Annotated in this window: 26 protein-coding genes and 2 pseudogenes; 6 read left to right on the top strand and 22 right to left on the bottom strand. The window is 47.9% G+C overall.

The annotated features are described in order from the left end of the window. Nucleotides 1-28 precede the first annotated feature (28 nt). The 14 genes and pseudogenes from ACKXGA_RS05700 to mobQ all read right to left on the bottom strand — a co-directional run bounded on the left by ACKXGA_RS05700 (nt 29) and on the right by mobQ (nt 11,512). Nucleotides 29-190 carry a hypothetical protein gene (locus tag ACKXGA_RS05700; RefSeq protein ID WP_423730263.1) on the bottom strand — a complete coding sequence of 54 codons (162 nt, stop codon included), beginning with the start codon at nt 188-190 and terminating at the stop codon, nt 29-31. Between the two features lie 82 nt (nt 191-272). Next, nucleotides 273-602, bottom strand: a complete 330-nt coding sequence (locus ACKXGA_RS05695; protein ID WP_423730262.1) for a hypothetical protein — start codon at nt 600-602, stop codon at nt 273-275. A gap of 61 nt (nt 603-663) precedes the next feature. Next, a complete protein-coding gene (locus ACKXGA_RS05690) occupies nt 664-1,599 on the bottom strand; it encodes a hypothetical protein (RefSeq protein ID WP_112121587.1) in 936 nt (311 codons plus the stop codon). Nucleotides 1,600-1,620: 21 nt separating this feature from the next. After that, a complete protein-coding gene (locus tag ACKXGA_RS05685; protein WP_005921747.1) occupies nt 1,621-2,343 on the bottom strand; it encodes an AAA family ATPase in 723 nt (240 codons plus the stop codon). A 33-nt stretch (nt 2,344-2,376) separates the two neighbouring features. After that, nucleotides 2,377-2,736, bottom strand: a complete 360-nt coding sequence (locus ACKXGA_RS05680; RefSeq protein WP_158388152.1) for a DUF2500 domain-containing protein — start codon at nt 2,734-2,736, stop codon at nt 2,377-2,379. Between the two features lies 1 nt (nt 2,737). Further along, a pseudogene (locus tag ACKXGA_RS05675) lies at nt 2,738-3,085 on the bottom strand (DUF6054 family protein). A 173-nt stretch (nt 3,086-3,258) separates the two neighbouring features. Further along, nucleotides 3,259-3,462 carry a transposon-transfer assisting family protein gene (locus ACKXGA_RS05670; protein ID WP_423730387.1) on the bottom strand — a complete coding sequence of 68 codons (204 nt, stop codon included), beginning with the start codon at nt 3,460-3,462 and terminating at the stop codon, nt 3,259-3,261. Beyond that, nucleotides 3,452-3,967 (bottom strand): YodL domain-containing protein, encoded by a 516-nt coding sequence (locus ACKXGA_RS05665; protein ID WP_423730261.1) that lies wholly within the window; start codon nt 3,965-3,967, stop codon nt 3,452-3,454. Before ACKXGA_RS05665 ends, ACKXGA_RS05670 begins: the two co-directional genes overlap by 11 nt. Before the next feature lie 8 nt (nt 3,968-3,975). After that, nucleotides 3,976-4,863: an LPD16 domain-containing protein gene (locus ACKXGA_RS05660; RefSeq protein WP_423730260.1), complete on the bottom strand. Its 888-nt coding sequence runs from the start codon at nt 4,861-4,863 to the stop codon at nt 3,976-3,978. Continuing rightward, on the bottom strand, nt 4,863-6,686 hold the full coding sequence (locus ACKXGA_RS05655) for a DNA topoisomerase (RefSeq protein ID WP_227624122.1): 1,824 nt from the start codon (nt 6,684-6,686) through the stop codon (nt 4,863-4,865). Before ACKXGA_RS05655 ends, ACKXGA_RS05660 begins: the two co-directional genes overlap by 1 nt. Then, nucleotides 6,673-8,298 carry a recombinase family protein gene (locus ACKXGA_RS05650; RefSeq protein ID WP_423730259.1) on the bottom strand — a complete coding sequence of 542 codons (1,626 nt, stop codon included), beginning with the start codon at nt 8,296-8,298 and terminating at the stop codon, nt 6,673-6,675. The genes ACKXGA_RS05655 and ACKXGA_RS05650 overlap by 14 nt, the downstream gene beginning before the upstream one ends. A 93-nt stretch (nt 8,299-8,391) precedes the next feature. Next, nucleotides 8,392-8,574 carry a hypothetical protein gene (locus tag ACKXGA_RS05645; RefSeq protein WP_005924684.1) on the bottom strand — a complete coding sequence of 61 codons (183 nt, stop codon included), beginning with the start codon at nt 8,572-8,574 and terminating at the stop codon, nt 8,392-8,394. Nucleotides 8,575-8,797: 223 nt separating this feature from the next. Continuing rightward, nucleotides 8,798-9,139 (bottom strand): replication initiator protein A, encoded by a 342-nt coding sequence (locus ACKXGA_RS05640; RefSeq protein WP_208894328.1) that lies wholly within the window; start codon nt 9,137-9,139, stop codon nt 8,798-8,800. Nucleotides 9,140-9,934: 795 nt separating this feature from the next. Beyond that, nucleotides 9,935-11,512 (bottom strand): MobQ family relaxase, encoded by a 1,578-nt coding sequence (mobQ, locus tag ACKXGA_RS05635; RefSeq protein ID WP_423730386.1) that lies wholly within the window; start codon nt 11,510-11,512, stop codon nt 9,935-9,937. 538 nt (nt 11,513-12,050) lie between these two features. Between mobQ and ACKXGA_RS05630 the strand changes: the two genes are divergently transcribed. After that, on the top strand, nt 12,051-13,256 hold the full coding sequence (locus tag ACKXGA_RS05630; protein WP_117554713.1) for an IS110 family transposase: 1,206 nt from the start codon (nt 12,051-12,053) through the stop codon (nt 13,254-13,256). 260 nt (nt 13,257-13,516) lie between these two features. Here the strand turns inward: ACKXGA_RS05630 and ACKXGA_RS05625 are convergent, their stop codons facing one another. The 3 genes from ACKXGA_RS05625 to ACKXGA_RS05615 form a co-directional block, all read right to left on the bottom strand. Next, entirely contained in the window at nt 13,517-13,840 is a 324-nt protein-coding gene (locus ACKXGA_RS05625; protein ID WP_423730258.1) for a DUF3847 domain-containing protein, read from the bottom strand. A 73-nt stretch (nt 13,841-13,913) separates the two neighbouring features. After that, nucleotides 13,914-15,182 (bottom strand): GHKL domain-containing protein, encoded by a 1,269-nt coding sequence (locus ACKXGA_RS05620; RefSeq protein ID WP_423730257.1) that lies wholly within the window; start codon nt 15,180-15,182, stop codon nt 13,914-13,916. After that, the gene (locus ACKXGA_RS05615; RefSeq protein WP_005924492.1) at nt 15,179-15,877 is read right to left on the bottom strand and encodes a LytR/AlgR family response regulator transcription factor; all 699 of its coding nucleotides are present in this window, start codon (nt 15,875-15,877) and stop codon (nt 15,179-15,181) included. The genes ACKXGA_RS05620 and ACKXGA_RS05615 overlap by 4 nt, the downstream gene beginning before the upstream one ends. A gap of 179 nt (nt 15,878-16,056) precedes the next feature. On the opposite strand from ACKXGA_RS05615, the gene ACKXGA_RS05610 reads away from it, so the two are divergent. From ACKXGA_RS05610 to ACKXGA_RS05590, 5 genes are all read left to right on the top strand, one after another. Then, nucleotides 16,057-16,635: an accessory gene regulator B family protein gene (locus ACKXGA_RS05610; RefSeq protein WP_410476581.1), complete on the top strand. Its 579-nt coding sequence runs from the start codon at nt 16,057-16,059 to the stop codon at nt 16,633-16,635. A 68-nt stretch (nt 16,636-16,703) separates the two neighbouring features. After that, complete coding sequence (locus tag ACKXGA_RS05605) at nt 16,704-16,838, top strand: cyclic lactone autoinducer peptide (RefSeq protein ID WP_165852945.1); 135 nt, start codon at nt 16,704-16,706, stop codon at nt 16,836-16,838. A 265-nt stretch (nt 16,839-17,103) separates the two neighbouring features. After that, nucleotides 17,104-17,850 (top strand): hypothetical protein, encoded by a 747-nt coding sequence (locus ACKXGA_RS05600; protein ID WP_133300985.1) that lies wholly within the window; start codon nt 17,104-17,106, stop codon nt 17,848-17,850. A 31-nt stretch (nt 17,851-17,881) separates the two neighbouring features. Next, a complete protein-coding gene (locus ACKXGA_RS05595) occupies nt 17,882-18,271 on the top strand; it encodes a hypothetical protein (protein WP_055187026.1) in 390 nt (129 codons plus the stop codon). 195 nt (nt 18,272-18,466) lie between these two features. Then, nucleotides 18,467-18,982 carry a hypothetical protein gene (locus ACKXGA_RS05590; RefSeq protein WP_055187025.1) on the top strand — a complete coding sequence of 172 codons (516 nt, stop codon included), beginning with the start codon at nt 18,467-18,469 and terminating at the stop codon, nt 18,980-18,982. 190 nt (nt 18,983-19,172) lie between these two features. On the opposite strand, the gene ACKXGA_RS05585 is transcribed toward ACKXGA_RS05590, so the two are convergent. From ACKXGA_RS05585 to ACKXGA_RS05565, 5 genes and pseudogenes are all read right to left on the bottom strand, one after another. Further along, nucleotides 19,173-19,514 carry a hypothetical protein gene (locus ACKXGA_RS05585; protein ID WP_133300986.1) on the bottom strand — a complete coding sequence of 114 codons (342 nt, stop codon included), beginning with the start codon at nt 19,512-19,514 and terminating at the stop codon, nt 19,173-19,175. A gap of 173 nt (nt 19,515-19,687) precedes the next feature. Further along, complete coding sequence (locus ACKXGA_RS05580) at nt 19,688-19,948, bottom strand: DUF6061 family protein (RefSeq protein ID WP_081028504.1); 261 nt, start codon at nt 19,946-19,948, stop codon at nt 19,688-19,690. An 88-nt stretch (nt 19,949-20,036) separates the two neighbouring features. Continuing rightward, nucleotides 20,037-20,348 (bottom strand): annotated as a pseudogene (locus tag ACKXGA_RS05575) (toprim domain-containing protein); the annotation flags it as partial. 67 nt (nt 20,349-20,415) lie between these two features. Continuing rightward, nucleotides 20,416-21,159 carry a DUF4366 domain-containing protein gene (locus tag ACKXGA_RS05570; protein WP_117477594.1) on the bottom strand — a complete coding sequence of 248 codons (744 nt, stop codon included), beginning with the start codon at nt 21,157-21,159 and terminating at the stop codon, nt 20,416-20,418. Beyond that, on the bottom strand, nt 21,143-21,406 hold the full coding sequence (locus ACKXGA_RS05565; protein ID WP_097785686.1) for a DUF4315 family protein: 264 nt from the start codon (nt 21,404-21,406) through the stop codon (nt 21,143-21,145). The genes ACKXGA_RS05570 and ACKXGA_RS05565 overlap by 17 nt, the downstream gene beginning before the upstream one ends. Nucleotides 21,407-21,419: the final 13 nt, after the last annotated feature.

The raw sequence follows: 21,419 nt of genomic DNA, 5'->3' as shown, positions 1-21,419 counted from the left end.
GCCCGCTGGAAAGTGTATTGAGATAAGATTATTTGCTATTGTCCTTTATGTACTTCATAACGCAGCACCCCATCACGATGACAGGAAGCACTGTTCGTAAACCGAGGTCGCCGACCCGCACATTTGCATCAATCACAAGTCCTGCAAACCATGCCGCTAAAGTGAAAACAGTTGACCAACCGTAACTCATAGAACTGTACTCCTTCATATGTGAATATTCAAAACTCTCTTCTCAGCTTCAGCTTTCATAGCTGCCCGCAAGGAACTTACATTTATTCGACTCGAATGTTTACCGGATTCAGTGTAAGGTTGCCTCCGCCCGCCACCTTATACCATTTGCCTCGTTCAAGTTTGATTCTTTCCGTTACGCCCTGTGTAATATATCCGATTCTATATTTTTTTCCAGTCTCTACATCGGTAAAGACCACCTCAGTATTACAATCACCGCTCACTTTTACAGTTCCCCAAAGTGGCTGTATTTGTTCTGTCTTTATGGTGCCTTCATCGTTTGAAAGGGTGAAAGTATGGCTTCTCTGAATATTGATATAAATCGCCACCAGAAAAACCGTTGCCAGACATAAAGCAAACCTTCTTGTTTTCATCGAAACACCTCCTGCAAATTCGGTTTTATCGAATCATATCACATAAGCGGACTCTTCAAACTTACAGCTCAGTTTCCACCGCAAGCTGCTCCTGCTTCTCTTTTTCATCAGCGATTTGGACATCAACATCTTCGCGCATCTTTTTCAGAAGTGCAAGGACTCGCTTGATTTGACCTTTGGTATTCTCTACTCTGCTCTGTGCCTGATTGATGTGATCCAGAACTGCCCAGTCTGCAAAGAGCCCGTCAAAGAAGAAATCCGCAAATTTTAGAAAGCTGTCCACCGTAACCTGAAGGTCGGCGGCGATTTCAACATCGGAAAGTTCAGTTTTGAACCGCCGCAGTTCCACTTGAAGCTGTTCGATTTGTTCCTGCGCATCGTCCAGTTCCTCATACTTGGCAAGATCAGCCATCAAACCGCCGCCCATTACGTCCCATGTACTCCAGCCCTCGGCATTGTCGAGGGTTTCCAGAACTTCATTGACCGTATGCAGGGCGGTCTTTCCTGCGTTGATGGCCTCCAGCAGCTCCCGTTTTTGGACTTTCAGTGCGGCAATACGGCTTTCACTTTCCGCAACCAGCTGTGCGGCAGGGTGGGCAGATGCTTTGATGCTTTTGATTTTTTCGGAAAGAGCAGCTTGATACTGCCTTTCGCAATCGGACAGCCGTGCCAATCTATTTTGAATCTGCTCCAAGTCGGCATCAACGGAAGAAAGGTCATGGAGAGCCACATCGTACTTGACACGGGCTGCATAGGCTTCTTGCCGTTCCTTGTCCAGCTTCTCATCCATCTTTCCGATGACCTGATAGAAAAATGTGGCAAGGCTGTGTCCCTCCAGACGGTCCACGTCAGCCTGTTCCGCCAGCTTGGATTTTTCCAGCTTTTTCAGACGATCAGCAAGCGTATCTCTCTGGGCGGTCAGTTCTTTCTGCTTTGCTTCACAGTTCTTCTTTTCTGCGACCTGCTGCCAAAGTTCTTTCAATGTAGAATCACTCATATGGAATGTCCTTTCCCGGAATTACGTTTCTTCATTCAGAAGCTGGTTCAAAAAATGCTGCCGATTATTTACAAATGTTTTGGTGATAACGTAGCTGTCCGTATCTTCATACTGACAAGGATGAATCGTGCCATTGTCGAAGCTAAAAATTTCAGCATCAGGCATTCCGAGGAGAATGGGTGAATGTGATACGATAATGAATTGCGCCCCTTCTTGGGCACACCGATAAATGTTGATCAGTAACGTGAGCTGCCGCTGCGGGGATAAAGCGGCTTCCGGCTCGTCAAAAATATAGACTCCATCTGCACCCATGTAGTCCTGCGCAATGGCGAGGAAACTTTCACCGTGTGATTTTTGGTGATAGCCTTTGGAGGGATGATCGTCATCGGAATAGTCGATTTCCTTGGTGGCTACATTATAGAAACTCTCTGCTCGGAGAAAATACCCGAACTTTGGTCTGCGATACCCCTTGGAAATCGTCATAGCCTCACATAGTTCCGAATGGGAGTTGTATGTGGAAAATGAATAGTTCTTCGTTCCACCCTCTGCGTTGAAGCCGTAAGCAACAGCGATTGCTTCCAGAAGCGTAGATTTTCCACTTCCATTTTCGCCAACAAAGAACGTAATGGGCTTATGGAATGTAAAAGTGTCGATTCCACTGATGGCAGGAATCTGACGAACATAATTGTATGGGCGAACTCTGTTCCAGTCGATGGTCAGCCCTTGGATAAACAAATCGTTCATACAGCACTCCATACTATATAATGTAAGAAACACTTAGCTCCGCTCAAACCCAAGATAGCGGGTACCCTGAAAACTCAGCTTTCCAATGTCGCCCTCCACAAGCATTCCGTAGTCCGAACCACTTACAGTAAGCTCCATGCGGTCGCCGCTCTCTACCTGAAAGGTCACATAATAGGTCGTGAACGTATGCGCCATCGTATTGTCCGTATGGTGGCGAGAAACTTCCGTGCGCTTTGCCACAACCGTTGCCGGAACAGTCAGCCGCGGCGAATGGTTGTTTTTATTCCATGTGCTGATATTTCCGATGATGGTGTATAGGATCATACCCAAAACCACAAGGAACAGGATGGGAAACAGAATGCTGAACAGCATATCAAATCCAGCGTAAAACATCTTATTCCTCCAAAATTTCTTCCAGCAGGTTCTTTACATCGTTCAGAAAAGATTCTTCTCCGAGGGTGTTCACCTTGAAGAACACCGCTTGACTGCCTCCTGCGGTGATGGCAGACAGCCGAATCGGACTGTCCGCATTCTGGAACATGGTCAGTGTCAGACTCAGGCGGTTGCCGCCTATCATGCTGTACCGTTCAAATACACGGACACTGCACCGGGCATCGCCCTCTTTGAAATCACTGCCTGCTTCCAGATCGGCCTACCAGCTGCTGTCCGGGATCTCCTGTTCCAGCTTCCGAAGCAACTTGTCAAAATTCTTGTTTCGGATGGTCTTTTCAAAGATTGCCATAATGGCTCCTCCGTTCTGACAATTAAAATTCAGTCCCTTATTTTTGATACGAGCAGAGCCACAGGAAAATTGCGGAGAAATCGCTTGAAGAGAGGAATTTTGTCTAATTTGATTATAGCATATCTTTTGGAAGAACAAAATACTTTATGTACGCCGCCCGCAGGCGGCAAAGGTCAGTTCGGGGGAAATTCCAGCTCGGCAAACTCTGCATCGGTCAGCAGTTTCAGCTTTTCGATAACACTCTCCGACAACTCCCGCAGGGCAGTTTCGTCAGGCATCAGGTAGCACTGCATGAGCCGCAGTTCGTGGATAAGCCCCAGTCGGGTGCCGGAGTTGTAGAGCATCATCAGGGTCAATTCCTCGTGGTCAAAGTTCATGTTCATCCCTCGCTTTCCGGCAGACGGTAGGATTGCACTCCGGGGCATCGCACTTTTCCTTGAGATTCATCAGTACCGAATGGCGTTCCGGCTGCTTGTCCAGAAACCCCTGTAAATCTTTGAAGCCGATGCTGTCCACATAATGCACAGACACCTCGCCATTGCGTTTGAGTGCGATCACATCGCTGACCGACAGGCTGTGCCCCTCAAAATCCTGCGGATGGGAGAGGTTGAACATCTGAAATAGTTCTTCCAAAATCTCGTTGTTCGGCACATCCTGCCACATGGCGGGCAAATCAGCATAGTAGGTGACCTCATAATGCTCCGGGTCTGGCGTTTTGCCACAACGATGCAGTTCCCGCATGGAAGCAAATCTTTCATCGAGGATTTTTTCGTCATGCCGCAGCTGCATCACCATATAAGCATCGCACCCTGCGTTCAGAAACTTCTGCGGGATGTCTGTCATGGGTTCACCGTCAAAATTCTGGTTCCATTTTTGCTGCATCGCCCACCTCACAGTTCCGGTGCAGAACGTGCAGAGGATTTTGGCGCAGACGTATCACTTGCCAGTTCTGCCAGCTTTTCCAGTGTGGAAGGGTGATGGTCTGCACTCAGTTCCTCGGCTTCCGCAACTTTATCCATGACTGCATCGTAGTCCTGCAGTAGCCGCCGGCCCTTTTCCATGTGGTGTGCTTCCAGAATCTGCTCACGGGCTTCCTGAATGGTCAGTTCCGGGGCATCCAACTGCCCGCCGTCCATCACGGAAAAATCGCTGTGGTAAATGGTGTAGTCCCATCCATCCTCACAGGACTGGATGGCAAGATAACCTTTGCCACCCAGTTCCCATGCGGCCTGCTCGTCCTGTGTCTGAATTTCGGGGTAGAAGTCTGCATGGTTCCGCTCCATGACCTCGGCAAACTGGCAGATGTGGAACACATTGCCCAGACCGCCCATGTCAAAGTGATAATCATCCAGATGTTCCACCCGTGCCGTAAAACTGCGCCCATCCGGGTAATCCACCTGAATCACTCCGCCATCGGGAATGCGGTAGAGGTCGTCATAGTGGCTGTTGATGAGACGAATATCCTTCGGCAGCGTTTCCGGCTCCCAGATGCGCCGCCTGCCGATGCCCGCCTGTGGGATGTTTTCGAGGATATTTACGCTTTCCTGTTGGATGGCCTTACGGTCATCGTCCGAAAGTTCAAACAGATACCAGTTCCGGGCGGCAGGGATGGTGTTTTGTCCATCTGGCGGCAGATTCTTTTCCGAGATCTGCCCACTTTCCAGCGGCTCGCCAGTTACCTTGTTATAAGTGGCAAAGCCGACCCCTGCACCGTTTTCCCTGAGATGCAGATAGCGTTCATCGTTGATAAGGTAGACCGCTTCTTTTATCTGCTCCATCAGCACCCACCTTCAAATTCCAGCGAAAACTTGCTGCGGCCATCGGCTTCACAGGACAGCAGCACGGTGGCATTGTAGGTCTTGCCCTTGGCACTCTTGCAGTCCTTCAAGCGGACACGACCATCCCGCAGCAGCTTGTCCGCCACATGAGCGTCCAGCCGCTTGCCCAGACGCTTGAAGAACGCATTGTCCTTCCACAGAACGAAACGGCACTCCCTGTTCTCACAGAACCAGCCCTTTTCACGTTCCACGACAGGCTTCCCACAGTTCGGACAGACACCAATAATCTTGCTTTTCATAAGTGCATTCGCTCCTTTTTTCATTTCCGTGTTCTTTACCAGTTCGGTAATCATCGTATTGATCTCAGTCATAAATTCACCCGGCTCCATTTCGCTGCGCTCAATACGCAGCAGCTTCGTTTCCCAATCGGCGGTCATTTCCGGGGATTGGATCTCTTCGGGCATCACAGTAATGAGGGCTTTGCCCTTGTCCGTGGGCAGAAGCACCTTGTTTTTCTTGGTGCCCTTGCGTTCCAGAAAACCCTTCTGCACCAGTTTTTCGATGGTGGCGGCTCTGGTTGCCGGGGTACCGATGCCCTGACGCTCCACGCCCTCCGGCATACTGTCCGCACTGGCGGTCTCCATAGCGTGCAGCAGGGTGTCCTCGGTAAAGTGCTTCGGCGGGGACGTTTGACCCTCCTTCAGCTCTGCGTTAAGGATGCCGCACTCGTTTTCTGCCGCATTGGGCAGGGCGGTGAGTTCCTGTTTTCGGTTCAGGATGTCGGCAAGCACCTTACGTTCCACCGCTTTCCAGCCTTCTTCCAGAACCTCCTTGCCCTTGGCGGTAAATTCCTCCCCGGCACATTCGGTGGTCAGCAGGGTTTCCAGATACCGGAAGGGCTTGCTGACTGCCATCAGCGTCCGGGCGATGATGAGCTTCAGAACGTTCTGCTCGCCTTTAGGCAGCGCTTCCAGATCGGCTTGCAGCATACTGCGGGTGGGCAGGATGGCGTGGTGGTCGGTGACTTTTTCCCGGTTGACGGTGCGCCGTGTCCGGGGTACAGCCTCGTCCACATCTTCTGGGGTAATGTCAAAAAAGCCTTCCAGTTCCTCGGTCAGCACCTCCAGCATTTCCTCGTCATCGTCGGTGATATAGCAGCTATCAGTCCGGGGATAAGTGGTAAGTTTCTTCTCATACAGGCTCTGCACATAGTCCAGCGTCTGCTGTGCGCTGTACCCCAGCAGGCGGTTGGCGTCCCGCTGAAGGGTGGTCAGGTCGTACAGCGGCGGCGGATTCTCGGATTTTTCCTTGCGGGTGATGCGCTGGATCGTTGCCACCATCTCCCTTCGACAGGCTTCCAGCAGGTTTTCTGCAACGGATTTTTCAGGAATGCGGCGGCTGGATGCCGTGCATCCGCTGGTCAGTTCCAGATCCACCGTGTAGAACTTTTCCGGCACAAAAGCGGCTATCGCAGCCTCCCGCACCACCGTCATGGCAAGCACCGGAGTCATGACCCGACCGACCGCTAAAGGTTGACCGTACAGACATGAAAAAAGCCGGGACGCATTGATGCCGACCATCCAGTCGGCACGTTCCCGGCAAAGTGCTGCGTTGTACAGCGCATCGTATTCAGTTGACGGTTTGAGATGGGCGAACCCCTCTCGGATGGCGTTTTCCTCCATGCTGGACAGCCACAGGCGGGAAAAGGGCTTTTTGCAGCCCGCTTGCTGGTAGACAAGGCGGAAGATTAGTTCGCCCTCACGCCCTGCATCTGTAGGATAGTTCTCGGAGGTGACTTTTCTGACATTGTTACTCGATGGCATCCAATGGGCCGATAAAGCGGTAGAAAATCTGGATTTTCTGGACGTATTCGCCATCGGCCTTTTCCGCTTTGGATACCAGAATCTTGTCAATCAGCTGATGCAGAATCCTATAGTTCAGTTCGGTGATGCCAGCGTACTTGCTGACTTCATCAATAAAATCCTGAATCTTGTCCAGCTGACCGTGTTCAGCACGGCCTTCCCGCTCGTACTGCTCAATCTTCTCGGTCAGTTCAGCCTGTTCTTTGTCGTAGCGATCTGCAAGCATTTGAAAACGTTTCTCCGGGAGAAGTCCCTTTGATACGTCCTCATAAAGTTTTGCATACAGGTCTTCGATTTCTGCGATTCGTGCTTTACACTGCTTCAAATCCCGTTTGTGCTGCGCCCGGTCAGAGGACACCCGGAGGTGCATCTGATTTGCAATCTTCTTCACAAGGGCTTCCCGATTGCTCACAGCGGCCTTTGCGTGTGCCTGAATGTCCGCAAGGACAGCTTCATGCAGAACACGGGCTTCCAAGTTGTGAGAGTCACAGGCTTTCGCACCATATTTCCGATAAGTGCTGCAACAATAAAAGGTCTGATCCAGAACACTGTTATGTTTGCGCCTGTGCTCAACCTTGACTAACATCGTTCTGCCGCAGTCTGCACAGCGGACGATGCCTTTGAAGATATTGTCGTAGTCGGTCTTATCGCACATAAAACTACTGGAACGGCTGTAAAGGATTCGCTGCACGTTCTCCCAACGGTCTTGTGGGATGATTGCTTCATGTGTATTCGGAACGATAGCACGTTCTTCAAAAGGAATATAACGCCGCTTTTTGGATTTCATGGACACGGTGGGCTTGGCTTCATAGATGATGTGTCCGGCGTAGACCGGGCTGTGCAGAACCTGACTGATATAGGCACTGTCCCAATCATACATCTTTTCATCATCAATAAAGCGGCCAAACATCTCTTTCTTGTAGTAACACGGCTTCAAGACTTTTTCATCGTGGAGCCGCTTGGCGATGCGGTGAAGCCCCAGCCCTTCCTCTGCCATTGAATAGATATACTCAACAACGGGGGCGGTGTTCGGGTCGATCACAAGGTGATTGTGGTCGGCAGGGTCTTTCTGGTAGCCAAACGGTGCGCCGCTGGAGATATACTTTCCGCTTTTCTTGCGTGTCCGAAGGGCACTCTTGATTTTTCGGGAAGTGTCTTTGGCGTACATTTCATTGATGATGTTTCGGAACGGGGCAATATCCATCTGAGATTGCTCGTTGGAATCATAACCATCATTGATTGCAATATAGCGGACACCGTGTTCAGGAAAGAAGATTTCCATATACGTTCCGGTTTCGATGTGGTTGCGTCCAAGTCGGGACTGGTCTTTGGTAATGACTGTTGCCACCTTTCCTTCCCGGATATCATCCAGAAGTTCCTGAAAGGCAGGGCGGTCAGAGTTCGTACCGCTGTAACCATCATCAACATAGTACTGGCAATTCCCGAAACCGTTGCGTGTGGCATACTCCATAAGCATCGCCTTTTGAGTGCGGATGCTCAGGCTTTCGCTGTTTGAACCGTCATCTTTTGACAGTCGGCAGTATAAAGCAGTTACTTTTTTGTCCTTTTCCATGTGTACCTCCATAATGGAAAAGAGACCTCATCAATCACATTGTAGCGGATGCTGCGTGATGATGCAAGCCCTTTTCCGCAGTAAAACGTCCAATTAGCCAGCGGCGAGATACGATTCGGCAGTTTTACGAATTTCTTCTTCCGCAAGCCGCTGAAAAAGCGTATTCATCGGCACATTGCCGATATAATGGCGTTCCACGATCAGGCGCACGGACTTCGGACTTCTCGGCGCACGTTTGCGTGTGGTGGGCTTCTTCTCAGATTTTTCTTTGTTCAAGGGCAGACCTCCTCATTCATGTGGTGCAAATACGGAAAGGAATGGATGGATTCTATTCGTTTTTCTCTTTTTGTTTTATTACGTTGGTTAGGTGAAAGTTTTCTTTGATACAGTCTTAAAGGCTGCTATACTGCATAGGAAAAATATCTTTTGCAGATGCCATTAAGAATCTGCATCACAGAATCGTGATTTTGGCGGTTCTTGAATCGTGAAAAACGCAGAACTATTCAACATTTGGAATTTTCACAAAGATGTGATTGGGCGAAGAAAACTGCGTTCGTCTGCGCTCAATCAATCCCGCAGCGTCCAATTCCTTAAGCGCACTGGAAACACTGACAGTGCTGCGCCCTAGCTGCTCAGCCAAAGAGCAAATCGTAAAAATGACAAACACGAAACCACGTTCATCTATCCAGAGATTTTTCTGCGAGAGCGTGGCACGGTCGAGCAGCAGCACATAAGTCATTTTTGCAGTCTGGCTCAGGTCAAGTTCCAAAAGGAAGCGTGGGTATGGGAGAAACGGCGGCAGCAGAGTTTGCGTGGTAAGATATTCTGAAATGTTGATCACCTCCAGCTGAAGCAGAAATCAGGAACAAAGAGTATGTAACGAGAATTGGTGGGTTCCAATTCTCCAGTCGCAGAAAAGCACGAAACAAGTGCTCAACTGCGTTAATAAGTTAAGGTCTCCCATATTGGTCCTCGACTTCCCTAGGAGTGGGGAATCGTCCGGCGGCGGGCTTGCACCGCACCATTGGCATTTCAGCCACCCCGTCTTCGTTATGACCGGGCTGCGAGTTACAGAAGTACCTTTTGTGAAGTACCGGACGATTGAACTATTCACTTGTCAAGGAACATATGGAAGATTTCTGGACTTTGACGGACGAAAAACATCCTTCTACTTGGTAGCCGATGAAAAAGGCCATTTCGTAGCATTGCAAGCAATTTTGTAAACAAAACGTCATAATAGTCCGAGAATGGTCTTGAAAAAGATGCCCTACACTTGGTAGGCATCGAGAACGCCTGTTTCGTAGCATTGGTGAGAAACTTGTAATTGAATTGTAATTCTTGAGACCGAATCTCCGCTTTTGAAAAAATCCTCTCAATAGGTAGGCAACGAAAACAGCCCAAAGACAACCATCTTTTTGAGAATTAACAAAAAGGTCACAAATGACTGGCCTTCAAAGAAACACTTCTACTATTAACAGAAAAAGTGGCCTAAAATGGGGGGTGTTGGAGAAAATTTCCGCCTTAAAAATACGCCTCTACTCACTAGCCAACGAGAATAGTCAAAAGCTAACAAAAACATACGAATTATGTATTTCTGCCACTGATTGCAACGGCGTATCGGTGACAGAAAGATCGTTTAGAGCGATTCTTCGCGGTTTGGGGTGGTGGAAATCGTTTTGTAGTTGGACTTTTTCTGCTGAAGCTGCTCCAGCTGTTTCAGCACCGATTCCTTCTCCGGCATCTTGCCGCCCGGCGCGGAAAGCTGCTGCTTATTCAGCACCATGTCGATATACTTGCGGATATTTTTCAGTGCAGAGATATCCGGCTGCAAGGTTTCCAGTTGGGTGCGCAGCTCTGCGCTGCCGGATTGCAGCGCAGAAAATTCGGCATCCAATGCCGAAAAATCTACCGCTGTGCTGCCGTTCAGTTTCATCAGAGTGCGGACAGCTTTATTAAAGGTGTCCAGCTCCTCTTTGTGCTGGGCGGCATAAGCGTCCTTGGTCAACTTGAAGTTCTTCTTGATAAAGGTGTCGTGGATAGGTTTCAGCTTGGCATGGACGGCGGCAGCATCCTTGATCTGAGCGATTGCCCGCATCCGGTTTTCGTTCTGCTTCAACTGCTTGCGGAGAGGGGCGGCGGTCTGGTTTAAGCTGTCAATGGCTTGGTTCAAATCCTCAACAGTGTTCAGGGATTGGGCTTTCAGATAGTCCACCGCCTGTTTGACTTCCTCAAAGTCCCGGACGGAGCATTTCAGTTTTGCCTTGGCAGACCAATCGCTGCGCTGCTCATTGCGGAGATCGAAGTAGTCCACCAGCAGGTCGGACAGCGTGGGTTCTTTCGCCTTTTCCAGAGCGTCCAGAAGAAGCTGCTTCTTTTCGTTCAGGTCTGCGATCCAGTGTTGCAGACCACGAATTGCACTGCGGATGGACTGCATCAGGCTGTTGGCGGCTCGAATATCTCGGTTCAGATTGCCGAGAAAGGTTTCCACCCCGCGCTTTTCCATCTGGTGTGCGGCGGGACCGAGATGCACGGTCGGTATCTGCTGGATGCCCTGCCGCTCAAAGGAGCGCAGGTCAACACGTTCTGGTCTGCCAGCGGCTTCCAGATAGCGGTTGGTAACAACTTCCCAGCTGTGCCGCCAGACCTCGGCATACTTCTGGTCGTTCCAGTCCACCGTGTTTTCCTTGTGACACTTCCAGTTGCCGGAAGGAAGCTGAATGCGCTCACCGTTTTCGTCAAGGTCGTAGACCTTTCGGGCTTTCGGGAGCCACTTGCCGTGTTCATCCATTGCCCGGAGCGTCAGCAGAATGTGGGCGTGTGGGTTGCCATCTCCCTTGTCGTGGATGGCAAAGTCAGCGATCATGCCCTTGGATACGAATTGCTCCTGACAAAACTCCCGAATCATTTTCAGATACCGCTCTTTCGGGACTTCCACCGGGAACGCCAGCACGATGCGCCGGGCAAGCTGGGAGTTCCACTGGTTCTCCACGGCTTCCACGGCGTTCCAGAGCGTGGCACGGTCTGCATATCCGGGCGGCGCATTAGGTGGCAGCATGATTTCGGCGTGGACAAGCTCTTTCTTCTTGTTGTAGAATTTCGTTTTCTGGTCGTACTCGCTGAACAGCCGTTCGCCGCTCTGATAAGCGGCCCCGGCAACAGCGGATTGTCCTTGGCTGCGCTTGACGATGGTGATTTTGAAATGCGGACACGGAATAGGCATCACCTCCAAACAAAAAGACCGCCCAGCAAGATTGCTCTTGATGAACGGTCTGGAATCGTATTCGGTTGTGCTCGCCGCCTTGGAACGGAGTGCCGTGCGCTTCGGTCTCAGGCGGGAGCCGCAAAAGGATAGCTGCAAAGCAGCGCAAGGAAAATGCAGTTTTCCTTGGGATGGAATCGGGCTGGTGCACAAACGCCAGCTTCGATTTCATCGAGCCGTCTGCAAGACCGCAATTTCACCGGAACGGTGTATAATTGCGCCCTATTACAATAGGGTTGGGACCGGATATGGTAGCCAGCCATATTCCATTCCAACTCGTACCTAAGTTACAATAAGAGAGTAATCGGCTGACGCATTGCGCCCTGGGCAGTTACGCCCGCAACAAAGACAGTTCGCCATCTCTCTTGTTGTAGCATTCGTTTTAAGCAGGTTGAGCCACCGCCAAGCGGAGCGTTCGTGTCACCCAATAGATTGAATCGGCAACGAGTAAAGATGGATTCCGGTTGCAAATACAAAAAATGGAGGAAAGATCATGAACGCAGTAGGCATTGACGTTTCCAAAGGGAAGAGCATGGTTTGTGTTATGCGCCCCTTCGGAGAAGTGGTACTCGAACCTTTTGAAGTTTTACATACCGCCCAGAACCTGCACGATCTGGCGGAGAAGCTCAAAGCTCTGGACGGAGAGACCCGCGTTGTTCTGGAAGCCACCGGGAATTACCACAAACCGGTTGCTTTCGTTTTACACGATGCGGGCTTATTTGTTTCCGTAGTCAACCCTGTTCTAATTCACGACTACGACAACAACAGTTTAAGACGTGTCAAGACGGACAAAAAAGACGCTGTTAAAATCGCCAACTATACGCTCGACAAGTGGACACGGCTGCGGCAGTACCTTCCAGAAGATGATACCCGGCTGGCTTTGAAAAATTGTTATCGCCAATACCAGCAGGCCGTAGCGATTCGTACTATGCTGAAGAATAATCTGATTTCATCTCTTGACCTGACCTTTCCAGATGCAAATAAATTGTTTTCAAGCCCCGTGAAGAACAATGGGTGCGAGAAATGGGTCGATTTTATTGGAGACTTCTGGCACAGCGAGTGCGTTTCAAGTCTTTCTGCGAATGCTTTTGCCAAAAAATATCTGAAGTGGTGCCAGAAACACGGATACGTTTTCACTCGTTCAAAATCGGACGAGATCTATGCCTGTGCCGTTAATTCCGCTTCTCTTCCGAAATCGCCCACCTCAAAACTCCTTATCCAGCAACAGGTCGCTCAATTGAAAGCCGTATCTCAGTCAGTTGCTGCATTCCGGCAGGAAATGCTTCGCCTCTCTCAGCAGCTTCCTGAATTTGACACCGTGATGGAAATGTACGGCGTCGGCCCTTCTCTCGGCCCTCAGCTGATGGCCGAAATCGGAGATGTCCGCCGCTTTTCCTCCAAGAAATCTCTCATTGCTTTTGCGGGAATTGAGCCGCAGCCAAACGACTCTGGCAAGGTCGTTGGGAATGACAAAGGAATCAGCAAAGTTGGTTCAGCAGTTTTGCGAAGAACACTTTTTCTGATTATGACTGTTATTTTGCAAACACAGCCACAGGATGAACCTGTTTTTCAGTTCATGAACAAAAAGCGCTCAGAGGGAAAGCCCTACAAAGTTTACATGATGGCTTCGGCCAACAAGTTCTTACGAATCTACTACGCTAAAGTGAAAGCTGTAATGGACTCCGAACGCTCACAGTAAGCATGGATATTTGTTTTTGGACGTAATTTCCTCTTGAGCCTGAGCTAAATCCAAAGAACCACTTAGCTGGCGCAGCGAACCCTTGACAAACCGAAGCATTCAAATGCTATCCTGATTTTGCGGGGGCTGGCTGGGCTTGCTTTGCTATCCCCTCCGTCGCCCTCGCTGTGTTTTGACTAGCATTTGAATGCTGTTTGTCATGGGCAGCGGTTGGTTGGCGAATTTTCTTATTTTAGGGCTTGACTTTTATTAGCAGGTCTTTATTCTAAAGGGTTTGAAACGCTGCGGCGTTCCTGCAAGTCGTGAATCATCTTTGCAAGTGCCAGCGCAACTTCTGGTTGACGGAACGCAATTTTCAGCAGCTCCATCACCTGATCGTTGGTGAGTTCTTCCGGCGCAATCAGAAAACTTTCCAGCATTCCGGCACGGGTACACAGACGATGCACACGGGCTTTGCGGGTCAGCTCCGGTATCTGATGTTCCAGAATTTTCTCACGGTGCTTGTAGTAGCGTAGCTGCTGCTCCGCTTTGGCTTTTTCGCTGCGGAGATAGGCAAGGTCGGATTTGGGCTGGGTCAATGGCATCACACTCCTTTTTCAGAAAATAAAAAGCCAAACAATCAGTATAAAGGCTGATCATTTGGCTGTGGAAACATATTTAATTTTCGCAGTTCAAGCGAACTTGAACCGTAAATACACCGTCTTTCTTTTTCGTATAGAAGTCACCATGGTTCTCCTGAACGATACGATTTATATTTTTTAGTCCGTAACCGTGATACTCTCCGATGCGGATTCCGCGAGAAGTATCACTGTATGGGTTTTCCAGCCGATAGAAGAGGCTTCGATACTGCTTGCGCAGCTGTAGATGAATGATTCTCTGTTCCGCTGGCAGACTGCAACAGGCTTCAATGGCATTGTCAAATGTGTTTCCGATAATGATGCTCAAAGACAACGATGAGATCGTCAGGACTTCAGGAATCGTCACATCCAGTTTGACGTTGATGTTATTCCTTTCCGCAATTCGTAAGTAATAATTCAAAAGAGCATCAACAACAGGATTTCCGACCGCAGAAATATTTGTGGAACGCTCGAAAACATCCGTGGCAGCCTGCGCAATCTTGTGAAGTTCTTCGGTATCACCGTGTTCTGCAACTGCCTGCATCGCCAGGATGTATTTCTTCACATCATGCCGCAGAGAACGGACTTCTTCCTGGCGTTCTTTGAGCTGCTGGTAGTATTCCATTTGAAGATTGTACTGCTGTTCGTTGAACTTAACTTTGAATTTTTCCAGTTCATTTTCCCGGAGAGCTTCCACATAGAACACGATCAGGATGTTTATAAGGAGAAGCACCGCCATAAGACCGACCATATAATCCGGGAAATACTCATCCACAGCATGATACTGTGCCACATAACAGACAGCAATACTTGCGATTTGAATCGCAATGATCGGCAGCAGCCATAGGATACGCAGAGCATTTCCTTTTCGGCTGAAAAAATGTGAGATCAGGACTACGAGTGGAATTTGAATCAGGTTTGAAAAAACAACATAGACCAACCGTGCTGCCCCAGCCTGCATTAGAATGTCGGTATCCGGGATACGCAGCCCAATCAGAAGCATTGCAAGCACTTCCACCAAAGCAATCAGTGTGAAGAAAGCTCCGCTTGCAAAAACCGCCTGCCACGGTCGAACCTCATAGAACAGCAATGCAAGGAAAAATCCGCCAACTAAAAGATAGATCGTGCGCTGCGTCACCCAATCCGGGAATAAACTCAAAGCACACTGCCCAGCAATCAAGAGTGCAACATAGGCATAGAACCACCTTGAGACGGGCTCCTTTTTGGGAAACAGCCGACCGATAAAAAGCAGCAACAGGGCAATGTTGGCAAAGCTCCCTGCAAACTCAACGAAATAATAAAGCATCATCTTCCCAAATAAGCGTTGAAGATCTGATTGAACTCCTGACGCTTCCTCCTGCTGATCGGCAGCTGATGTCCGCTGGAAAGAAAAACAGCGGTTCCCGTAGCGTAAACAATGTGTTCCATGTTGACGAGATAACTTTTGTGTGGTGACACAAAGCACCGTTTGGGAAGCTGCTCCAAGGCTTCAGGAATGCTCATTCGCAATGTAAGGTCTTGCTCCTTGCAGTGAATCAGAACTTTATGTCCGTGGCTTTCCAGAAAGTAAATGTCCGATGTTTCCAAGGACATGGTAACACCATCGTATTCGATCGTGAAATGTTTGGAGTTCAGTTCCTGAAGGACGGCATCCATTGCCGCAGCGAACAGCGTCTGATCCAAAGGTTTGACAAGGTAGCGGAATGCAATGCCATATCCCTGCACAGCGTACTCATGCCGCTTCGTGACAAATACCACCAAAGGATGCTTCTCCATCTGAATCAAAGACTGCGCCAGCTGAAAACCGTTGGATGGCATCTCGATATCGAGAAGAAGCAGATCAAAGGATTTCTTCTGCATTTGCAATTCGCTCAGAAGTTCGTTTCCATCCATGTAAGTTTCAATGTCAAAGCAGCCTTGCACATCGTACTGCTGGACGCTTTGAACAATGCCATCAAGGTCTGATTTCTCATCATCGCAGACTGCAACGTGGTACTTCAGCATTTCGACAACCTCCACAAAATAATGTCCTGCTACTATTATAGACTGTGCAAAGGCTCCTTACAAGTAGCCTGACCTACCACTTTTGTCACCAGAACGACCAGTTTTGCCAAACCTCTTGATTTTGCTGAAATTTATGATACAGTGAAGCAAAAATCAGAAGATAAGGTGGCGCAACTGCAATGTGGGAACGCACGCTGTCTCAAAAATCAGTCCGTCTTTTCTGCGAGCAAAAAGTGATAGATGAAGCAAAGGCGGATGCGTATGTCTATGGGTACGAGTTGCTCATATCGTCTGTTGTAAGTGTTTTGCTTGTCATCCTCGTCTCTGCCGTGTGTGGTGATGTTCGATACTCACTTTCATTTTTGATTGGGTTTATCCCGCAGAGAATCTACATTGGTGGATATCATGCAACGTCGCACACCAGATGCTATCTGGCATTTACCGGACTGGCACTTATCTGCATTTTGCTGAGTAAAGTAATTGCAGCCAATCACCTTTTTCGTATCCTGACAACAGCAGCTCTTATGGGCATCGCTATCTTTTTCTCTCCGATAGAAGCAACGAATAAGCCTTTAGGCAAAAAGAAGCGGTTAAGCTATAAGATGGTCGCATCTGTTCTTTCGTCAATAGATTTCCTGTTTGCCATTTTCAATGTGCTTCCGGACACCCGCAGTATAACGGTATACTACATTTCAAAATGGGTTTTAGTGATTTTTGCAATCATTCCGTTTTTTCAGAAACAAGCGAAGATATCCTAAGGTACGAGGGCGTTCATGTGTTTTCAGAAGATGAATGCTCTAAAAAATATCAAACGGAGGTAACAGAAATGAAAAAGATTATGTTGCTCTTGAGCAAGGTCACTTGCATTATGGCAATGGCTCTCGCAGTCTTGAGCGTGAACAGCACCTGTGGCTTTACGGCATATCAGCCGGATGTCCCGGAATCGCTTGAGCATGACTGAAATTCATATGAAAGGTAAGATAGCGATACTCTTACGGGATATATTTCTTGATAATTTTCTAAAAGGAACTGTTCGATTATGTTGGAGCTGCTTTCATTCATTATGTTGATTGTTCGTCAGCTTTTCTATATTCTAGGCGTCCTTGCATTTGGAAAATATCTCTTGAAAAAGTGAGAGCATCGATAATCAATGTACTTCGGAGGTGTTTCCGATGCACAGATGAGAGTCCGTTGTTCTATAGGAATGCATGAAAGGAAAAAACAAAATGAAAACAAAAACATATTTGCGTTATATTTCCTGCGTGTTAGCGGTGCTGCTTTGTGTTGCTTCCATTATGCCCATTGCCTTTGCAGATTCAACAAATCATGGCAATAGCGAATCTCTTTTGACAGGATCAAATTATTCTGTTTCGTACTCGATGAATGGAAAAGATGTTGTTGAACAGCTTACAATTCGTGATGGAGGTATCACACGAATTACGCGTACGGTGCATCCTAATGATGTGATGGACATTGTTGTTGTAGGTGCATCTGGTGAATCAACAACATCAACTGCAAGAAGTGACTATAGCTTGTTCTATGAAATTTATCAAGATCAGCAAAATTACAAAAACGGACAGCTGGCACAAATTCCTGCACTCACTGGAAGCGAGGTGACAGGGTCGCAGTTCAAGCACCGCTATGTTGGCACAAGTGCAACCGATACGGTTTATGCTAGTGATTTGCGTAAATGCAAAAAAGCATCTGATGTAGCCAGTATTTTAGCAACTGCATGGGGAAGCACACCAGCAGCAGTTATTTCTTCTACAGCATCGTTTATTTTCGATCAGATGCTTCAGAGTATGTCCTCGGACTGCTATAAAGTGACAATATCTTCTATTACGTATGAAGTCCTATTTTCCTATGACAATAGCTACTATACACATTGCTATCATCAAACTGTCAAGGAATATAAGTCAAATGGCTCTTTGATTCGGTCTAAAACGGATTATTATCAGGCCATTGGTGGCTGATAGTGACTTCAAAGAACAGGGAGAACATGTAATGGGATTCTTTAAGCAAAAAGGGCCACTCCAAAGAGATTTCTGCGAAGTATTGCTATATGTTGTGGCTTTATGGGCATTGAAGCCAGCAAGCCTTCAGGATATCCTGACGGTGAATCAATGCGATGGAATGTGGTTCTTTTCCGCAGCATTTTTTGCCATTGTTTTTGTAGGAATCGTTTCAGATTATCTTCTGATTACAAATCATTTCGTTGCATGGAAAGCAATACACGGCAATGTCAATCAAACAACATTTCAGGAACTTCAGAAATTTGCGCTGTGCGAAAATCAAAAAGTTGCTATTGAGCCAAAGTTGGCAAGTTGTATTTTAGTGGTTTTGGCAGGTTGTTTAACAGCGGCATTCGTATGGTTCACATTTATTTGCCGATGAGCATACACCTGAGTTGAAAATTTGCGGCTTTATAGTGTGATGAGGTGGCTGTTAGTGATATTGCTTTTGATCACGATGATGCCAATATACTAAAATTTTGTAAGAGGTGATTCCAGTGCAGAATTAAGCGAAAAAGAATCCAAATTGTAGCTGGGTGACTTGTAACAGTCAATAAAATATAAGGAGCAAATCGACATGAAAAAGATGACCCGAAATGAATTCCTTAAAATGGCTGGAACGAGTGCTGCGTTGGTTGTTTTCAACACAGTTTTGATGCCTGCTGCTGTTGCAGTTGAACCAGGCGTTGTAGCACTTTCTTCCAAAAAATCTAGTATCGAAATTGATAAAGGAACAACTGTAAACTCTGCAACATTCAAACTTGTCCCAATTTCTCGCGAAACCTTCTGGGGCGATGCTGGTTCATGTACACTTGATTATCTGTCTGAAGGGTATATCCAATGGACGATTACCGTTCCGGGTGCAGTAATTGTTTCCTTTGAAGGTAACCTGCATTTCAATAAACTTGGTACACCCTTTGGAACCTTTGATCATGCCATTTCTGCATACGGCACAATCGGTACGGAAGATGTAAAATATGGACTCTCTAAAGGAAAATGGGAGGTTGAGTTTACTGGAATTGCTACTGCGGCTAACGGCGATATGTATAGTGTCGTTGATGGCGCAACATTAGCTTTCAGTGTCACCAAATGATTCTGCCATATAATCTACGTATTTGATTTTTACAAAATAGCTTATCACATAGAACAAGCCCCACCTGCAGTAGATTCTTCGATTTGGAATATCTATTGTAGGTGGGGCTTTTAGATAAATTTATTTATTCAAGTTTGCCTTTATGTCTTTAAGGAGTTTTTATAGAGAGATAGCTTAAAAAACGATGATATCACAATTGCTGGATTTCTTGTTCGGCCAACCAAGCGAGTTTATTCCAGTTGTTTACACGACACCGTTTGCCGATAAATTCCAATATTTTTTTGTGAGTTTCTTTTGGCAGAGTATCGCCATTATGACATGCAAGAAATGTAAAAGGTTTAGGGATGTCTTCTTTTTTATCGGCCAATAATAAAATATATCCGATATACTTTCCCTGTTCAGATATCACATAAAATTCAGGTAGACAGTTTTCTTTACTGCTCTGAACAATTTCTTTAAAAATGTCTAATGGTATTTTTTGGGGAACAGCAGAGGCATAGACGTATTGAATGGCATTATCTTCATTTTTCAACCATGTAATCTCCATACTTATCTTCTTTTCCTTTTTGCAAACACAGTTAAAGCATTAAATATATTGTTATTATACCACATTTGTTGTGTGTTGGACTATGATTTGAAATTATTTGGCATTTTAACCAGTTTATCAAATGACTTATTGTGCGAGTAAGAGAATTTTAATCATAATCATTCGCTTGACCAATTTGTAACACAAAATACGTTACAATGATTTTCGGCGGTAGCCATGAAAAAACGATGACACTCAATCCTCCGTGTCAACCCCACTGTAAAGTAGCGGGTTGAGGATGTTCTGAGGCAGTTGGGCATCCTGTTGGCGACGGCAGAGCCATCCGTGAACCGGGCTTCCACTCGGTTGGTGTCTATGTTGTAGCGGAAGGAAAGCAGTTTTTGAGAGTGATTATGGTCGAAATTCTGATTTCGTTTCATTTGAATAGCTCCTTTAATGATTTTGAAATTTGATTTTTGACGAGATGAGGTCTCTTTTTTCTTTCTCTTGAGTCACCTAACCGCACTACCCTGCATCCGTTGCACAGACAATGCTATCCACATCTGGGCGGTCCATCAGCTTTTGCAGGATACCAAACTGCTTTTTGGTGGACGCAGACACCAGATACTGCCACCTTTCCGGCAGGATGGGCAGATCTGCGATGCTCCACTTGACGTATTTGGCATCGTAGATATTGGGCGGAGCAAGCTCCACCAGATGACCCACGCACCAGCTTACCAGATAACCGTTGCCCTCAAGGTAGCCGTCCTGACGGTTGGTGGCACCGAGGACTTTGGCGTAGGACATGGCAACCGAGGGCTTTTCTGCTACAACTAGAATTGAAATAAGCGTTCCCTCCAATCTGTTTTCATTTGGATATGTACGGCGGCAAAATGCCGCCTTGAAATCAGATGGGTTCAGTGTCCTGCTCGTCCGGGGTTTCGTCCTCGTCCGGCACATCGGTAGGGATCTCAAAATCGCCCTTGTCCTCGGTGTAGTTTGCATCGGGGTCGAGGGCTTCTTTTTCGGCTTTTTTCTTCTGCATCTGCTGGTGATAGAAATAGAAGCCGCCACCTGCTGCCAGTGCAATCAGCACCACCACACCCAAAAAGCCGGATGCGATCTTTGTGACCTTGTTTTCCTTGGGCTGTTCCGTGCCGGATGCTGCCGCTTCTTCGGCGGCTTTTTTCGCTTCTTCCTCGGCTTTCAGCCTGTCCTGTTCCGCCTGCGCCGCTGCTTCTTTTTCAGCGGTATAAGCGTTCGCTTCTTCCTCCTCCATCAGGGAAAGAAGGTCGGCTTCGTCCACAAGGTTCATAAAGTGAACGGTCTGCTGCCCCTTGGCGTTGCGGTCAATCACCAGATAGAAAGTCGCACCCGACTTCGACACCAGCGTAATGAACTGCTGACCGCTGCCATCGGAATAGTCGGTGTGGTAATCGTCCACCAGCGTCAAGTTGCCCTCCGGGGTCAGGGCACCGGTCTCCTCATCGGTCACGGTGACTACATCTTCTTCATCGGTGGTAGAAGTCAGGACGGGCTGTTCCACTTCCTCCACAGGCTCACCGCCATAGGCAAAAGCGGGAGCCGCCATGCCAGCGCACAGTGCCACCGATACCAGCAGTGCGCCCAGTTTCTTAATCTTCATCTGCATCCTCCTTCTCGAAAGTTGCACCCACGGCAGACAGCGCAGCAGGGTTCGGGGTGGTGGTGGCAGACTGCCGCAGCAGGGCGGCGAGCTGTTCCGGCGTGACCTTTGCCGTCCGCACCATCTCGTTGACCTCGGCAGAATCTTCCTCCTGAATGCGCCGCTCCAGGATCTCGATGCGATTGTTCAGCTTGATGCGGCGTTCTTTCTCTTTTGCCAGCATCGCCCGCAGTTTATCCGATTTTTCGCTCATAGTAACTTCTCCA

Origin of the sequence: Faecalibacterium hominis (ex Afrizal et al. 2022), assembly GCF_049545105.1 — a bacterium.
Taxonomy (GTDB): Bacteria; Bacillota; Clostridia; order Oscillospirales; family Ruminococcaceae; genus Faecalibacterium; species Faecalibacterium duncaniae.
This window is presented reverse-complemented; position numbering and strand designations above follow the sequence as displayed.

What these genes read in the sequence shown, in the direction of transcription:
- ACKXGA_RS05700 (WP_423730263.1), bottom strand. Translation starts at nt 190, where the DNA reads ATGAGTTACGGTTGGTCAACTGTTTTCACTTTAGCGGCATGGTTTGCA.
- ACKXGA_RS05695 (WP_423730262.1), bottom strand. Translation starts at nt 602, where the DNA reads ATGAAAACAAGAAGGTTTGCTTTATGTCTGGCAACGGTTTTTCTGGTG.
- ACKXGA_RS05690 (WP_112121587.1), bottom strand. Translation starts at nt 1,599, where the DNA reads ATGAGTGATTCTACATTGAAAGAACTTTGGCAGCAGGTCGCAGAAAAG.
- ACKXGA_RS05685 (WP_005921747.1), bottom strand. Translation starts at nt 2,343, where the DNA reads ATGAACGATTTGTTTATCCAAGGGCTGACCATCGACTGGAACAGAGTT.
- ACKXGA_RS05680 (WP_158388152.1), bottom strand. Translation starts at nt 2,736, where the DNA reads ATGTTTTACGCTGGATTTGATATGCTGTTCAGCATTCTGTTTCCCATC.
- ACKXGA_RS05670 (WP_423730387.1), bottom strand. Translation starts at nt 3,462, where the DNA reads ATGAACTTTGACCACGAGGAATTGACCCTGATGATGCTCTACAACTCC.
- ACKXGA_RS05665 (WP_423730261.1), bottom strand. Translation starts at nt 3,967, where the DNA reads ATGCAGCAAAAATGGAACCAGAATTTTGACGGTGAACCCATGACAGAC.
- ACKXGA_RS05660 (WP_423730260.1), bottom strand. Translation starts at nt 4,863, where the DNA reads ATGGAGCAGATAAAAGAAGCGGTCTACCTTATCAACGATGAACGCTAT.
- ACKXGA_RS05655 (WP_227624122.1), bottom strand. Translation starts at nt 6,686, where the DNA reads ATGCCATCGAGTAACAATGTCAGAAAAGTCACCTCCGAGAACTATCCT.
- ACKXGA_RS05650 (WP_423730259.1), bottom strand. Translation starts at nt 8,298, where the DNA reads ATGGAAAAGGACAAAAAAGTAACTGCTTTATACTGCCGACTGTCAAAA.
- ACKXGA_RS05630 (WP_117554713.1), top strand. Translation starts at nt 12,051, where the DNA reads ATGAACGCAGTAGGCATTGACGTTTCCAAAGGGAAGAGCATGGTTTGT.
- ACKXGA_RS05625 (WP_423730258.1), bottom strand. Translation starts at nt 13,840, where the DNA reads ATGCCATTGACCCAGCCCAAATCCGACCTTGCCTATCTCCGCAGCGAA.
- ACKXGA_RS05620 (WP_423730257.1), bottom strand. Translation starts at nt 15,182, where the DNA reads ATGATGCTTTATTATTTCGTTGAGTTTGCAGGGAGCTTTGCCAACATT.
- ACKXGA_RS05615 (WP_005924492.1), bottom strand. Translation starts at nt 15,877, where the DNA reads ATGCTGAAGTACCACGTTGCAGTCTGCGATGATGAGAAATCAGACCTT.
- ACKXGA_RS05610 (WP_410476581.1), top strand. Translation starts at nt 16,057, where the DNA reads ATGTGGGAACGCACGCTGTCTCAAAAATCAGTCCGTCTTTTCTGCGAG.
- ACKXGA_RS05605 (WP_165852945.1), top strand. Translation starts at nt 16,704, where the DNA reads ATGAAAAAGATTATGTTGCTCTTGAGCAAGGTCACTTGCATTATGGCA.
- ACKXGA_RS05600 (WP_133300985.1), top strand. Translation starts at nt 17,104, where the DNA reads ATGAAAACAAAAACATATTTGCGTTATATTTCCTGCGTGTTAGCGGTG.
- ACKXGA_RS05595 (WP_055187026.1), top strand. Translation starts at nt 17,882, where the DNA reads ATGGGATTCTTTAAGCAAAAAGGGCCACTCCAAAGAGATTTCTGCGAA.
- ACKXGA_RS05590 (WP_055187025.1), top strand. Translation starts at nt 18,467, where the DNA reads ATGAAAAAGATGACCCGAAATGAATTCCTTAAAATGGCTGGAACGAGT.
- ACKXGA_RS05580 (WP_081028504.1), bottom strand. Translation starts at nt 19,948, where the DNA reads ATGAAACGAAATCAGAATTTCGACCATAATCACTCTCAAAAACTGCTT.
- ACKXGA_RS05570 (WP_117477594.1), bottom strand. Translation starts at nt 21,159, where the DNA reads ATGCAGATGAAGATTAAGAAACTGGGCGCACTGCTGGTATCGGTGGCA.
- ACKXGA_RS05565 (WP_097785686.1), bottom strand. Translation starts at nt 21,406, where the DNA reads ATGAGCGAAAAATCGGATAAACTGCGGGCGATGCTGGCAAAAGAGAAA.